Here is a 15,012-nt window from a genome sequence, read left to right on the forward strand (position 1 = left end):
AACGGACGGACCAGCGCCGTACCGCCCCCGCACCATCCACGGCTGCTGTCACCGTCCGCCGGGGAGGAAGTCCTGTGCCTTGGACTTGACCCCCTGCTTGACCACGTCCCACGCCTCCGGGTCGCCCTTGGCCAGGGCCTTGGCCACGCTCTCCATCTGCTCCAGCGTCGCGTGCGGCGGGATCGGCGGGATGGTCGGATCCGTGACGAACTCGATCACGCAGGGCCGGTCCGCGGCCAGCGCCCGCTCCCACGCCCCCTTGATGTCCTTGGGGTCGTCGACCTTGATCCCCAGCATCCCGATGCTCTCGGCGAACCCGGCGTAGGGGAAGTCGGGGATCCGCTGCGAGGGGATGAACTGGGGCGCGTCGCCCATGGCGCGCAGTTCCCAGGTCACCTGGTTGAGGTCGCCGTTGTTGAGCACGGCGACGATGACCTGGGGGTTGTCCCACTCCTTCGCGTAGTGGCCGATGGTGATCAGCTCGTTGAGGCCGCTCATCTGCATGGCCCCGTCGCCGACGAACGCGATCACGGGCCTGTCCGGGTGGGCGAACTTCGCCCCCGTGGCGTAGGGGGCGCCGGGGCACATCGTGGCCAGCGTGCCCGACAGCGAACCGCGCATGCCCTTGCGGAACTTCAGGTGCCGCGCGTACCAGTTGGCCACCGAGCCGGAGTCCGCCGTCACGATCACGTCATCGGGCAGCATCGGCGAGAGCTCGTGGAAGACGCGCTCGGGGTTGACCGGGTCGGCGTCCACGTGCGCGCGCCGCTCCATGACCTCCTGCCAGCGCTCGACGTTGTCCTCGACCTTCTCCCGCCACGAGCGGTCGGTCTTGCGCTCGACGAGCGGCAGCAGCATCCGCAGCGTCTCCGCGGAGTCGCCGACCAGGTTGCACTCGAACGGGTACCGCATGCCGATCATGGTCGGGTCGATGTCGATCTGGACGGCGCGTGCCTGGCCGAACTCGGGCATGAACTGGGTGTAGGGAAAACTGGAGCCGACGACGAGCAGGGTGTCGCAGTCCTGCATCAGCTCGTAGGAGGGCCGGGTGCCCAGCAGCCCGATCGCACCGGTCACGAAGGGCAGGTCGTCGGGCAGCGCGTCCTTGCCCAGCAGGGCCTTGGCCACCCCGGCGCCGAGCTTGTCGGCCATCTCGACGACCTCGTCCGCCGCTCCCCTGGCGCCCTGGCCGATCAGCATCGCGACGCGCTCACCCGAGTTGAGGACCTCGGCCGCCTCGGCCAGGCCCTCGGCGGACGGGGTCGACTGCGGGGCGGGCATACCGAGGCTGGAGGGCACCATCTTGAACTCGTGTTCGGGCGGTGAGTACTCCAGCTCCTGGACGTCGGCCGGGACGATGATCGCCGTGACCGTGCGCCTGCTCGCGGCGGTCCGCATCGCCCGGTCCAGCACGTTGGGAAGCTGCTCCGGGACGGTGACCATCTGGAGGTAGTCGCTGGCCACGTCCTTGTAGAGGGACATCAGGTCGACTTCCTGCTGGTAGGAGCCGCCCATCGCGCTGCGCGCGGTCTGCCCGATGATCGCCACCACCGGCACGTGGTCGAGCTTGGCGTCGTAGAGGCCGTTCAGCAGGTGGATGGCGCCCGGCCCCGAGGTGGCCGCGCACACACCCACGCGTCCGGAGAACTTCGCGTACCCGGTGGCCTCGAAGGCCGCCAGCTCCTCGTGCCGGGACTGGATGAAGCGCGGTTTGTTCTCGGCCCGGTCCCACGCCGCGAGCAGACCGTTGATGCCGTCGCCCGCGTAGGAGAAGACGTGGTCGACCCCCCATTCCCTCAGACGCTTCAGTATGTAGTCGGACACCAGTTCCGCCATGATCGCTCCCCTCCCGGGATCGACACCGTGTTCGGCACCGCGTTCGCGGTGCCCCGCCCGCCTTTTCGAGCGGGCCCACTCCCCACCGTGTCCTCCGACCGTGGGAGTGCTCCGCTGGCGCGACTACCCCGACCGTCGCCCCCGCATTCACCCCGTCGCCGCTCTGTGCGGGGATCGGCGGCGTTTGCCCGTCCGCGCGTCTGGTTAGTGGCGGGTGTGCGGTGCCGGGCTCCGGCCGCGGGACTGCGCCTCTCGCGCTGCCGAGTGCGACGGACACGCATCACGTCGACGGAACGGACGACTGACATGGCCGTGGACCTGCCTGCACCCTCCTCCCGGCGGGGCATGGCACCGACCGGTGCCGACACCGACGCGCTGTTGCGGGACCTCACCGACCGGGTGGACGGGGAGGTCCGCTTCGACAAGGGCTCGCTCGCCACCTACTCGACGGCCGCCTCCAACTACCGGCAGGTCCCCATCGGGGTCGTCGTGCCGAGGACGGTCGAGGCCGGAGCCGAGGCGGTGGCGGTGTGCCGCGAACACGGCGCGCCCGTGCTGTCCAGGGGCGGCGGTACCAGCCTGGCCGGGCAGTGCAGCAACGTCGCGGTCGTGATCGACTGGTCCAAGTACTGCACGCGGGTCCTCAGCGTCGACCCCGAGGCGGGCACCGCCGTCGTGGAGCCGGGCATCGTGCTGGACGCCCTGAACGAGCACACGGGCCGGGTACGGGACCACCTCGCCTTCGGTCCGAGCCCCTCCACCCACAGCCACTGCACGCTCGGCGGGATGATCGGCAACAACTCCTGCGGGGCCAGTGCGCAGACCTACGGAAAGACCGTGGACAACGTGCTGCGGCTGGAGGTGCTCACCTACGACGGTTGCCGGATGTGGGTGGGCCCCACCTCCGACGAGGAGTACGAGCGCATCGTGGCCGAGGGCGGACGCCGCGCCGAGATCTACCGGGAACTGCGGCGGGTGCGGGACCGCTACGCCACGGCCGTCCGGCGCAGGTTTCCCGACATCCCCCGCCGCGTCTCGGGCTACAACCTCGACTCGCTGCTGCCCGAGAACGGGTTCGACCTGGCCGCGGCGCTCGTCGGCTCGGAGGGCACCCTGGTGACGGTCCTGCGCGCCGAGGTGCGCCTGGTCGTCGAACCCGCGGCCATGGCGATGGCGGTGTGCGGCTACTCCGACATCTTCGCCGCCGCCGACGCCGTTCCCGAGGTCCTGGAGCACGAGCCCTACGCCCTGGAGGGGCTGGACGACAAGCTCATCGGCTACGAGCGGCGCAAGCACCTGAACCCCTCGGCGGTGGCGCAGATGCCCGAGGGGGCGGGGTGGCTGATGGTGCAGTTCGGCGGTGCCGACCAGGAGGAGGCGGTCGCGCGGACACGGGACTTCGTCGACGCCATGAGGGCCTCCGGCAGTGTGCTGGGAACCAGTGTCCTCGACAACCCCGACCGCGTGGCGGAGATGTGGAAGGTGCGCGAGGCCGGCCTGGGCGCCACGGCCCGGGTCCCGTCCGAGCCCGACACCTGGGAGGGCTGGGAGGACTCCGCGGTGCCGCCGGAGCGCTTCGGCGACTACCTGCGCGACCTGCACGCCCTGATGGAGGAGTTCGGCTTCGCGCACCGCTCCTCGTTGTACGGGCACTTCGGACACGGGTGCCTGCACACGCGCATCCCCTTCAACCTGCGTACACAGCCGGGTATCACCGGCTTCCGCCGGTTCGTCGAGCGCGCCGCGGACATCGTGGTCTCCTACGGCGGCTCGCTCTCGGGCGAGCACGGGGACGGCCAGTCGCGCGCCGAACTGTGGCCGAAGATGTTCGGCCCGGAGCTGATGCCCGCCTTCTCCGAGGTCAAGAGGATCTTCGACCCGGACGACCGGATGAACCCCGGCAAGCTCGTCGCCCCGGACGGTGGCGGACCGGAGCGCCTCGACGAGAACCTGCGGCTGGGCACCGACTACCAGCCCGCTCGGACCGACACCCACTTCGGCTATCCGCACGACGACGCCGACTTCTCCAGGGCCGTGCTGCGCTGTGTGGGCGTCGGCGAGTGCCGCAAGGACAGCGGCGGCGTCATGTGCCCCAGCTACCGCGTGACGCGGGAGGAGGAGCACTCCACCCGCGGGCGCTCCCGGCTCCTCTTCGAGATGCTCGAGGGGGACGTGATCCAGGACGGCTGGCGCTCGCAGGAGGTCGACGACGCACTGGACCTGTGCCTGGCCTGCAAGGGGTGCAAGACCGACTGCCCCGTCAACGTCGACATGGCCACCTACAAGGCCGAGTTCCTCTCCCACCACCACGCCGGGAGGGTGCGGCCCGCGGCCCACTACAGCCTGGGGTGGCTCCCCGTGTGGGCGAGAGCCGCCTCCCTCGCGCCCGAACTGGTGAACGCGCTGAGCTCCGTCCCGTTCCTCGCCCGCCCGGGCAAGCGGCTCGGCGGTGTGGCGCGGGAGCGCCCGGTGCCCGCGTTCGCCCCGGTCCGCTTCAGCGACTCCATGCGCAGGCGCGGCTCGAAGGACGGCGAGCGCGGCGAGGTGATCCTGTGGCCGGACACCTTCACCGACAACTTCCACCCGGCGATCGGGGCGGCGGCCGTCCGCGTCCTGGAGGCGGCGGGCTTCCGCGTCCGGGTGCCGCCGCGGACCCTGTGCTGCGGGCTGACCTGGATCTCCACCGGCCAGCTGGGCGTGGCGCGCCGTGTGCTGGGACGCACCGTCGACGCGCTGCGCGAGGACATCCGCGCGGGTACGCCGGTCATCGGCCTGGAGCCCTCGTGCGCGGCCGTCTTCCGCTCGGACGCCGCCGAGCTGTTCCCCCACGACCAGGACGTGGAGAGACTGCGCGCGCAGTTCTTCACGTTCTCGGAGTTCCTCAACCGGTACGCGTCCGACTGGGAGCCGCCCCGCCTGGGACGTACGGCCGTCGTCCAGCGGCACTGCCACCAGCACGCGGTCCTGGGGTTCGACGAGGACAGGCGGCTGCTGGGACGCGCCGGCACGGAGGTGGACCTCCTCGACGTGGGCTGCTGCGGGCTGGCGGGCGACTTCGGCTTCGAGGAGGGGCACTACGAGGTGTCCATGGCCGTCGCCGAGTCGGGGCTGCTGCCCGCGGTGCGCGAGGCCGACCCCGGCGCCCTCCTGCTGGCCGACGGGTTCAGCTGCCGCACCCAGGTCGAGCAGGCCGACACCGGGCGGGAGGCCGTCCACCTCGCCGAGGCCCTGGACCTCGCCATGCGGGACGCGCTGCCCTCCCGCCACCCGGAGAGGGCCGCGACCCGCTTCGCCGCTCCGCGCCGGGTGCCCGCCTACGACGTGGACGAGATCCGCGAGGAGGCGATGCGCGCGGGACGGCGCGGGTCCTCCGGGAAGCGGGGGCGGCGCTCATGAACGGGGTACCGGATCCGGCCGTCACGAGTGTGGACGCGGCCGTCTACACCGTTCCCACCGGACGCCCCGCGGCGGACGGCACGCTCACCTGGGACTCCACCACGATGGTGCTCGTCCGGGTGGGCGGGGGCGGCCACGAGGGGCTGGGATGGACCTACGGCCCCGCCGCCTGCGCCGCCGTCGTCCGCGACCTGCTCGCCGAACACGTCAGGGGCCGTCCCGCGCTGGATGTGCCCGCCGCACTGGAGGCCATGGTCCGCGCGGTGCGCAACGCGGGCCGGCCGGGCACGGTCGGCTACGCGGTCTCGGCGGTCGAGACCGCTCTGTGGGACCTCAAGGCACGCCTGCTCGGCCTGCCCCTGTACCGGTTGCTCGGCGCCGCGCGCCAGAGTGCGCCGCTGTACGGCAGCGGCGGCCTGACCAGCTACACCGACGACGTACTGCGCGAGCAGCTGGCGCACTGGGTGCACGAGCAGGGCTTCGGGCGGGTCAAGATCAAGATCGGGGAGTCGTGGGGCGCCCGCGAGGGGCGCGACCTGGAGCGGCTCCGCCTGGCCCGCGAGGTGATCGGGCCCGGGGCCGAGCTCTTCGCCGACGCCAACGGCGGCTACACGGCCAAGCAGGCGATCCGGCTGGCCGGACCGATGGGCGAGCTGGACGTGCGCTGGCTGGAGGAGCCGGTCTCCTCCGACGACCTCGACGGGCTCCGGCGGATCCGGGACGCGGTCCCGGCGGACGTGGCCGCCGGGGAGTACGGCTTCGACCTGGCCTACTTCCAGCGGATGTGCGCGGCCGGGGCGGTGGACTGCCTCCAGATCGACCTCACCCGGTGCGGCGGCGTCCTGGAACTGCAGCGCGCGGCGACCGTGGCGGCCGCGCACGGCCTGGAGGTGTCGGCGCACTGCGCGCCCTACCTGCACCTCCACGCGGCGCTGTCCCTGCCGAACCTGCGCCACCTGGAGTGGTTCCACGACCACGTGCGTATCGAGGCCCTCTTCTTCGACGGTGCCGATCCGCCCCGCGAGGGCTCCCTGCGGCCGGACCCCGACCGTCCGGGCCACGGGCTCACCCTCCGGGAGGCCGACGCAGAGCGCTACCGCACCGGCTGACCTCGCTCTTTCGCCTCATTTAGCTCCATACAGCCGAGTGACATACATCACTATGGGTAGGAGTTCAGTACCGTCTCTGTTGCCACTGGGACGGATGATAGGAACGCGACCACGGTGGAGGAAACCATGTCCGACCGGACGTCGACCCAGGGCGCGACCAGTCTGTCCAGGCAGCCGATCCGTCTCACCGCACTCATCGTCGGAATCGTCTTCCTGCTGGTGGGCCTGATGGGATTCATCCCCGGCGTGACCACGAACTACGACCAGATGCAGTTCGCCGGGCACCAGTCCGAGGCCCAGCTGCTCGGGATCTTCCAGGTGTCGATCCTGCACAACCTGGTCCACCTGCTCTTCGGTGTGGCCGGTGTGGCGATGGCGCGTACCGCGGCGCTGGCGAAGCTCTTCCTCGTCGGCGGCGGTGTCGTCTACCTGGTGCTGTGGCTGTACGGCCTGGTGATCGACCTCGACAGCGCGGCGAACTTCGTGCCGCTCGACAGCGCCGACAACTGGCTGCACCTGGGCCTGGGCGTGGGCATGATCGCGCTCGGGTTCCTTCTGGCTCCCACCCGCAGGTCGGGGCGCTAGGGCCCCTCAGCGGGGCCTGCGCCGCCCCGCACCGGCCACGGCGCCGGGAGCGTGCACAAAAGAGGGACGGGCTCCGGAGGATCCGGAGCCCGTCCGCGCGTTCTGGCCCGGTGGGCCTCAGCGCTCGACCTTGTGGCGGTGGTTGGGCACGCAGTGGGTCATCGTCAGCCCCGACACGTCGCGGGGGCCGTTCTTGCCCAGGTTGGCCAGGCGCTGGCGGTCCTCGTCGGTCAGGGTCTGGCTCTGGAGCGGGTCCAGGTGCGCCACGTCCTCCGGCCCGACGCCGAGCCTCTTGCCGACGCGCAGGCCCAGGTCGTCCTCGACCAGGAGGAGGTGCCAGACCATCCGCTCCTGGATCGGCCGGTCACACTGGGAGAGCAGCGTCGCGAAGTTGTGCACGAGGTCGTCGCGCTCCCACTGCTCCATCAGGAGGTAGCGCTGCCCCGCCTGCTTGTAGTCGTTGGTGCGCACGATGCGCTTGCGGGTGAGCCTCCCCCGGATCTCCGGGCCCTGCTCGTCGTGCGTGGGGTACTGCCCCTCGCGCAGGCCGCCGGTGATGGACGGCTCGTAGTTGACGTGCGGGTTCTCCCCACCGGTGTCCTGGTGGTAGGTCATCAGGCCGTCGCGCTGGTTGGTGTGCACACTCGCGTTCTTGGCCTGGTTCACCGGCAGCTGCAGGTAGTTGGGCCCCACCCGGTAGCGCTGGGTGTCGCTGTAGGAGAAGGTGCGGCCGACCAGCATCTTGTCGTCGGAGAAGTCCAGGCCGTCCACGAGCACGCCGGTACCGAAGGAGATCTGCTCGTTCTCGGCGAAGTTGTCCGACACGTTGCGGTCGAGCACGATCCGTCCCACGGGCTTGGGCGGGAAGTCCTGCTCCGGCCAGGTCTTGGTGTCGTCCAGCGGGTCGAAGTCGAGTTCGAGGTGCTCCTCGTCGCTCATCATCTGCACGAGCAGCTCCCACTCGGGGTGGTCGCCGCGGTCGATGGCCTCGTGCAGGTCCTTGGTCGCGTGCCCGGTCTCGTTCGCCTGGATGTTGGCGGCGTCGGCCTCGGTCATGCTCCGTACGCCCTGCTTGGGCATCCACGTGTACTTGACCAGCACCGTCTCACCCACGTCGTTGACCCACTTGTAGGTGTTGACGCCGAAGCCCTGCTGGTGCCGGTAGTCCGCGGGGATGCCGCGCGGGCTGAACAGGTTGACCAGCATGTGCATGCACTCGGGGGTCTGCGACATGAAGTCGAAGATGCGGTTCGGCTCCTGCCGGAAGGTCACCGGGTCGGGCTTGAGGGCGTGGATCACGTCGGGGAACTTGATGGCGTCGCGGATGAAGAACACCGCGAGGTTGTTGCCCACCAGGTCCCAGTTGCCGTCCTCGGTGTAGAACTTGACGGCGAATCCGCGCGGGTCGCGGGCGCACTCGGAGGAGTCGCGGCCCCCGATGACCGTGGAGAAGCGCAGCGCGATGTCGGTGCGCTTGCCCTGGCCCTGGAAGAGCTTGGCCCTCGTGTAGCGGCTGATCGGCTCGTCGCCCCACTTGCCGTAGGACTCGAAGTAGCCGAACGCGGTCACGCCGCGCGCGTGCACCACCCGCTCGGGGATGCGCTCCCGGTCGAAGTGGCTGATCTTCTCCAGGAACTGGTAGTTCTCCAGCGTGGCGGGCCCCCGTGCGCCGACCGTGCGCTGGTTCTGGTTGTCGTAGACCGGGTGGCCCTGCCGGTTCGTGAGTGTCCTGCGGTCGTCCCCGGGCGCGGATCCCTGGCTGGATACGTCGGTCATGTGACTGGTCCCCCACCGAGTCGTCATGTTCCTCTTCCGACTCCCCCCTGCCCACTGCGGTGGTCGGGAACTCACGGCAGGGGAAGTTCTTACCAAGTGGAGGGAGTACGGGGACCGTCCTTCTTACGGGGCGGCCAGCGGGGGCGTGTCCCCTTCCGTTCGCCTGCTCCGGAAGCCCTCCCGGCGCCGGTGTTTCACGTGAAACCCCCGCTTCCGGCCGCGGCGTCACGGCCCGCCCATGGATTCGCCATGAGCGGCGTGTCCTCCCCGGCCGGGCCCAGGCCCTGGCACACCGTGGGAACCCGGACCCATGCCCCCGCGATCCGTGGGTAGTGGGAGATGCCGGAGGCGCCGAGGTCCCGGGCTGATGCGGAGGCGAGCATGGGTGTACGCACGTGGATCGAGTCGTGGCCGGTGTACCGGCAGCTCACCGGCGAGGACCGGATGGGCCTCGGAGCCGCCGCGAAGTCCTCGCGGTCCGAGAACCTGAGATCACGCACCGAGGACGCCGACAGGGTCGTGCAGTCGGTCTGCCCCTACTGCGCGGTGGGCTGTTCCCAGAACGTCTACGTCAAGGACGAGAAGGTCGTCCAGATCGAGGGCGACCCCGACTCCCCCGTCAGCCGCGGCCGCCTGTGCCCCAAGGGGTCGGCCAGCCTCCAGCTCACCACCGGGTCCGGCCGCGAGGAGAAGGTCCTCTACCGCCGCCCGTACGGCACCGACTGGGAGGAGCTCGACCTCGACACCGCCATGAGGATGGTCGCCGAACGGGTGGTCCGCACACGCGGCCAGACGTGGGAGCAGGAGTACGCAGGCCGGCGGGTGGCCCGCACGCTGGGGATCGCCAGCCTCGGCGGCGCCACGCTGGATAACGAGGAGAACTACCTCATCAAGAAGCTCCTGACCGCGCTTGGCGTCGTCCAGGTGGAGAACCAGGCCCGGGTCTGCCACAGCTCCACCGTCGCCGGACTGGGCACGAGCTTCGGCCGCGGCGGGGCGACCATGTTCCTCCAGGACCTGCAGAACTCCGACTGCATCGTCATCGAGGGCTCCAACTTCGCCGAGGCCCACCCCGTCGGATTCCAGTGGGTCATGGAGGCCAAGGCCCGGGGCGCCGTGGTCATCCACGTCGACCCCCGGTTCAGCCGCACCAGCGCCCTCGCCGACCTGCACGTCCCCATCCGCGCGGGCACCGACATCGCCTTCCTCGGCGCGATCATCAACCACGTCCTCACCGAGGAGAAGTACTTCCGCGACTACGTGCTCGCCTTCACCAACGCGGCGATGATCGTCGGTGAGGACTTCCGGGACACCGAGGACCTGGACGGCCTGTTCTCCGGCTTCTCGGAGGAGGACAAGAGCTACGACGCCTCCACCTGGAGCTACGAGGACGCGGATGTGGCCGCCTCGTCCGGCAACCGCAATCAGCTGTACAAGGAGCGTCTGCAGGAGAGCCTCGACACCAGCAGGTCGGGGCGCCCCGAACAGCAGGGGTCGGGCGGCGCGGTGATCCGCAACAAGCCCCGGGAGGATCCGACGCTCACCGACCCCCGCTGCGTGTTCCAGATCCTCAAGCGCCACTACGCGCGCTACACGCCCGAGATGGTCGAGGAGATCTGCGGGATCCCGCGGGAGACCTTCCTCCGGGTGTGCGACCACCTCACCGGCAACTCGGGACGGGACCGCACCAGCGCCTTCTGCTACGCCGTGGGCTGGACCCAGCACACCGTCGGCTCGCAGTACATCCGGGCCGCCTCCATCCTCCAGCTGCTGCTGGGAAACGTCGGCCGCCCGGGAGGCGGCATCCAGGCGCTGCGCGGGCACGCCAGCATCCAGGGCTCCAGCGACGTGCCGACCCTGTTCGACCTCCTGCCGGGCTACCTGCCGATGCCGCACGCCCACGAGGAGGGGTCCCTGGACTCCTACGTCCTGGCCGCGGGCAACCCGCGCAAGGGGTTCTGGGACGGGATGCGCGCCTACACCGTCAGCCTGCTCAAGGCCTGGTGGGGGGAGAACGCGACCGCGGAGAACGACTACTGCTTCGGCCACCTCCCCCGGCTCACGGGCTCCCACAGCCACTACGACACCGTGATGGCCCAGATCGCCGGGGACTGCAAGGGCTACTTCCTCATGGGCGAGAACCCCGCGGTGGGATCGGCCAACAGCCGGGCCCAGCGCATGGGCATGGCCGAGCTGGACTGGCTGGTCGTACGCGACTTCTCGCTGATCGAGAGCGCCACCTGGTGGAAGGACGGGCCGGAGATCGAGTCCGGTGAGAAGCGGACCGAGGACATCGGCACCGAGGTGTTCTTCTTCCCGGCCGCGGCGCACACCGAGAAGTCGGGCACCTTCACCAACACCAACCGGCTGCTCCAGTGGCACGAGCGCGCCGTGTCCCCCAGCGGCGATCGGCGCAGCGACCTCTGGTTCATGTACCACCTGGGCCGGATCATCCGCGAGATGCTCGCCGGCTCCGAGGACCCCAAGGACCGCCCGGTCCTGGACCTGACGTGGGACTACCCGTTGGAGGAGGACGGCGAGCCCGACGCGGCGGCGGTCCTGAGGGAGATCAACGGCCACGACGCCGAGGGGCGCCCGCTCAGCGTCTACACCGAACTGCGCGACGACGGGTCGACCTCCTGCGGCTGCTGGATCTACTGCGGCGTCTTCAAGGACGGGGTGAACCAGGCGGCACGCAAGAGGCCCCACACCGAGCAGGACTGGATCGCCTCCGAGTGGGCGTGGGCCTGGCCGGACAACCGGCGCGTCCTCTACAACCGCGCGTCCGCGGACGAGAACGGCGAGCCGTGGAGCCCCCGCAAGAGCCTCATCTGGTGGGACGCCGAACAGGGCAGCTGGGTCGGGCACGACACGCCCGACTTCGAGAACCGCAAGGCGCCCGACTACCGTCCGCCGGAGGGCGTCGAGGGGGTGGACGCGCTGAGCGGTACGGACGCCTTCATCATGCAGGCCGACGGCAGGGGGTGGCTGTACGCGCCCGCCGGGCTGAACGACGGGCCGATGCCCACCCACTACGAGCCGCAGGACACGCCGTTCACGAACCCGCTGTACGGCCACCAGCGCAACCCGACGCGGCTGACGTATCCGCACGAGTACAACATGTACCACCCCGGCCCCGGTGCCCCGGGCTCGGACGTCTTCCCGTACGTGGTGACCACCTACCGGCTCACCGAGCACTTCACGGCGGGCGGGATGAGCAGGTGGACGCCCTACCTCTCCGAGCTGCAGCCCGAGTTCTTCTGCGAGGTCGGCCCCGAGCTGGCCGAGGAGCGCGGCTTGGAGCACGGCGGCTGGGCCACCGTCGTCACGGCGCGCAACGCCATCGAGGCCCGGGTGATGGTCACGGACCGGATGGCACCGCTGCGGGTGCAGGGACGTGTGGTCCACCAGATCGGGATGCCCTACCACTGGGGGCCCAACGGGTACTCGACGGGTGACGCGGTCAACGAGCTGATGTCGATCTCCCTGGACCCCAACGTGCACATCCAGGAGGTCAAGGCGCTCACGGCCGACATCCGCCCGGGCCGGCGCCCCCGGGGGCCCGCGCGGCTCGACCTGGTGCGGGAGTACCGGGAGCGGGCCGGAATCACGGAGCGGACGGGACTGGAGGTATGAGCGTGTCCTCGGAGAACAACGGGAGCGGAGGGCCCGAGCGGGTCGGCTTCTTCACCGACACGAGCGTGTGCATCGGCTGCAAGGCGTGCGAGGTCGCCTGCAAGGAATGGAACATGGTCCCCGAGGACGGCCTGGACTTCACGGCCATGTCCTTCGACAACAGTCAGGGGCTGAGCGCCGACACGTGGCGCCACGTGGCCTTCGTCGAGCAGCGCGAGCCCCTCGGCTTCCAGGACCCGGGTGTGGGGCGGCCCGGGGCCGTCGACCTGGGTATGCCCTCCTTCGAGCTGCCCGGCGCCGCCGCCGGCGCGGACGAGCGGGGCGAGTTCCGCTGGCTGATGTCCTCGGACGTGTGCAAGCACTGCACCAGCGCCGCCTGCCTGGACGTGTGCCCGACCGGGGCCCTGTTCCGCACCGAGTTCGACACGGTGGTGGTGCAGGAGGACATCTGCAACGGCTGCGGGTACTGCGTCCCCGCCTGCCCCTACGGGGTCATCGACCAACGCGAGGGCGACGGCCGGGTCTGGAAGTGCACCCTGTGCTACGACCGGCTCGGCGACGGCATGGAACCCGCCTGCGCCAAGGCGTGCCCCACGGACTCGATCCAGTTCGGCGACCTCGACGAGCTGCGCGAGCGCGCGGAGAAACGCGTGGAGGACCTCCACGGGGCCGGGGTGTCCTCCGCCCGCCTGTACGGCGAGGACCCGTCGAACGGGGTGGACGGCGCGGGCGCTTTCTTCCTGCTGCTGGACGAGCCCGAGGTCTACGGGCTGCCGCCGGACCCGGTGGTGACCACGCGCGACCTGCCGTCCATGTGGAGGCATGCCGGTGTCGCGGCCGCCGCGCTGCTGGCCGGAGTGGCCGCGACGTTCGCAGGGAGGCGCTGATGAGCACGTCGGACGTGACCAAGGAGGGCATACGCGGGCAGCGCCCCGGACGGGAGGCGATCACGGGTGCCGCCGACGTCGCCGGGAAGGAGCAGCGCCGCCGGCGCGGCGGGCGCCGCGGAGGGAGGGGGCGTGGAGAGCCCACGCGGGTGCCCGACGCCGAGTTCCGCTCCTACTACGGCAAGCCCGTCCTCAACCAGATCGTGTGGGAGGCTCCCGACATCGGCGGGTACCTGTTCCTGGGCGGGTTGGCGGGGGCGTCGTCGGTGCTCGCCGCCGGTGCCGAGCTGACCGGGCGCCCGGAGCTGGCCCGGCCGCTGAAGTACACCGCCCTGGGCGCGATCTCCGGTTCCACGGTCGCGCTCATCCACGACCTGGGACGCCCCGAGCGCTTCCTCAACATGCTGCGGGTGTTCAAGCCGACCTCGCCGATGAGCGTCGGGTCGTGGATCCTCATGACCTACGGCCCCCTCGCCGGGGTCGCCGCCGCGACCTCCCTCACCGGGTGGTTCCCGCGGACCGGCCGAGCGGCCACCCTCGGCGCCGCGGCGATGGGACCGCTGGTCGCCACCTACACGGCACCGCTGGTCTGCGACACCGCCGTACCCGCCTGGCACGACGGCCACCGGTACATGCCGTTCGTGTTCGCCTCCTCCGCCGCCGCGGCGGCGGGCGGGGCGGGCCTGGTCACCGCACCCCTGGCGCAGAGCGGCCCCGCGCGCCGCGCGGCCGTGGGCGGTGCCCTGCTGGAGACGGCGCTCTCCAGCACCATGGAGCACCGGATGGGGCTCTCCGGTGAGCCCTACCGCCGGGGCCGTGCGGGGGTGTTCGTCCGCACCGCCAAGGCGCTCACCCTGGCCGGGGCCGCCGGCGCGGTGCTCGGCCGCCGCAGCCGCCTCCTCTCCGCGGTCAGCGGCGCGGCCCTGCTCGCCGGCTCGGCCTGCACCCGCCTGGGGGTCTTCCACGCCGGGAAGCAGTCCGCCGCCGATCCCAGGTACACGGTGGTGCCGCAGCGCCGTCGGATGGCCGAGCGGGAGGCCGCACGGGAGGGCGGGGACGCCTCCGCTCCCCCGGCGCGCGAGCCGGGGGACTGAAGGGGTCAGGCGTCGCGGACCTGGTCCGGGCGGGAGACCACGGGCGGTTCCACCGACCAGGGGAAGTTGATCCACCGGTCGGTGTGCTTCCAGACGTACTCACACTTGACCAGCGACTGCGGCTTCTCGTAGATCACGGCGCTGCGGACCTCGGCGACGTGCTCGACGCAGAAGTCGTGGACGAGCTTGAGGGTCCTGCCCGTGTCGGCGACGTCGTCGGCGACGAGGACCCGCTTGCTGCTGAGGTCGACCACGTTGGGCACGGGGGGCAGCATGACGGGCATGTCGAGCGTGGTGCCGACCCCGGTGTAGAACTCCACGTTCATCACGTGCAGGTTCTTGACGTCGAGCGCGTACCCCAGGCCGCCGGCGACGAAGAGTCCGCCGCGCGCGATGGACAGGATCATGTCGGGCTCGAACCCGTCGTCGGCGACCGCGCGGGCCAGGTCGCGGATCGCGGTGCCGAAGAGCTCGTAGCTCAGGTTCTCGCGCTCGTCGCTCACGGGCTTCCCCTCTTTCCCGGTGGTGTGGTGCGCACCGCGGGGAGGTTCCGCCGGAGGCGGCGCGGCACCGCACCATGCTAGGGCGTGTCCGGCGGGGAGGCTCCTCCCGCGCGGCCCGGCGGTCCTGCACCTGCTCGGCGCCACCGCCCCGGCCTCCTCCTCTGGGGGCCGGTCCTCTCCGCGACCTGGG

The 15,012-nt window shown here is 71.0% G+C and carries 9 protein-coding genes; 6 read left to right on the forward strand and 3 right to left on the reverse strand.

The genetic code is table 11. From position 1 onward, the window contains the following. Window positions 1-48: 48 nt before the first annotated feature. Window positions 49-1,836 carry a thiamine pyrophosphate-requiring protein gene (locus A6A08_RS05465; protein WP_073701414.1) on the reverse strand — a complete coding sequence of 596 codons (1,788 nt, stop codon included), beginning with the start codon at window positions 1,834-1,836 and terminating at the stop codon, window positions 49-51. A gap of 345 nt (window positions 1,837-2,181) precedes the next feature. On the opposite strand from A6A08_RS05465, the gene A6A08_RS05470 reads away from it, so the two are divergent. From A6A08_RS05470 to A6A08_RS05480, 3 genes are all read left to right on the forward strand, one after another. Then, the gene (locus tag A6A08_RS05470; protein ID WP_242422124.1) at window positions 2,182-5,232 is read left to right on the forward strand and encodes an FAD-binding and (Fe-S)-binding domain-containing protein; all 3,051 of its coding nucleotides are present in this window, start codon (window positions 2,182-2,184) and stop codon (window positions 5,230-5,232) included. Then, a complete protein-coding gene (locus tag A6A08_RS05475; RefSeq protein WP_073701415.1) occupies window positions 5,229-6,341 on the forward strand; it encodes an enolase C-terminal domain-like protein in 1,113 nt (370 codons plus the stop codon). Before A6A08_RS05470 ends, A6A08_RS05475 begins: the two co-directional genes overlap by 4 nt. A gap of 126 nt (window positions 6,342-6,467) precedes the next feature. Then, a complete protein-coding gene (locus tag A6A08_RS05480) occupies window positions 6,468-6,926 on the forward strand; it encodes a DUF4383 domain-containing protein (RefSeq protein ID WP_199866849.1) in 459 nt (152 codons plus the stop codon). 117 nt (window positions 6,927-7,043) lie between these two features. Here the strand turns inward: A6A08_RS05480 and A6A08_RS05485 are convergent, their stop codons facing one another. Next, window positions 7,044-8,702, reverse strand: a complete 1,659-nt coding sequence (locus tag A6A08_RS05485; protein WP_073701416.1) for a catalase — start codon at window positions 8,700-8,702, stop codon at window positions 7,044-7,046. Window positions 8,703-9,083: 381 nt separating this feature from the next. Here A6A08_RS05485 and fdh point away from each other — a divergent pair, with 381 nt between their 5' ends. The 3 genes from fdh to nrfD are packed head-to-tail and all read left to right on the forward strand — an operon-like array spanning window position 9,084 to window position 14,319. Further along, window positions 9,084-12,338, forward strand: coding sequence for a formate dehydrogenase (fdh, locus tag A6A08_RS05490; RefSeq protein WP_073701417.1), 3,255 nt, complete (start codon window positions 9,084-9,086; stop codon window positions 12,336-12,338). Next, the gene (locus A6A08_RS05495) at window positions 12,335-13,225 is read left to right on the forward strand and encodes a 4Fe-4S dicluster domain-containing protein (protein WP_073701418.1); all 891 of its coding nucleotides are present in this window, start codon (window positions 12,335-12,337) and stop codon (window positions 13,223-13,225) included. Before fdh ends, A6A08_RS05495 begins: the two co-directional genes overlap by 4 nt. Continuing rightward, window positions 13,225-14,319 carry an NrfD/PsrC family molybdoenzyme membrane anchor subunit gene (gene nrfD / locus A6A08_RS05500; RefSeq protein ID WP_073701419.1) on the forward strand — a complete coding sequence of 365 codons (1,095 nt, stop codon included), beginning with the start codon at window positions 13,225-13,227 and terminating at the stop codon, window positions 14,317-14,319. The genes A6A08_RS05495 and nrfD overlap by 1 nt, the downstream gene beginning before the upstream one ends. 5 nt (window positions 14,320-14,324) lie before the next feature. On the opposite strand, the gene A6A08_RS05505 is transcribed toward nrfD, so the two are convergent. Continuing rightward, window positions 14,325-14,822, reverse strand: coding sequence for a phosphoribosyltransferase (locus tag A6A08_RS05505; RefSeq protein ID WP_073701420.1), 498 nt, complete (start codon window positions 14,820-14,822; stop codon window positions 14,325-14,327). Window positions 14,823-15,012: the final 190 nt, after the last annotated feature.

The organism is Nocardiopsis sp. TSRI0078, from assembly GCF_001905145.1.
Classification (GTDB): domain Bacteria; phylum Actinomycetota; class Actinomycetes; order Streptosporangiales; family Streptosporangiaceae; genus Nocardiopsis.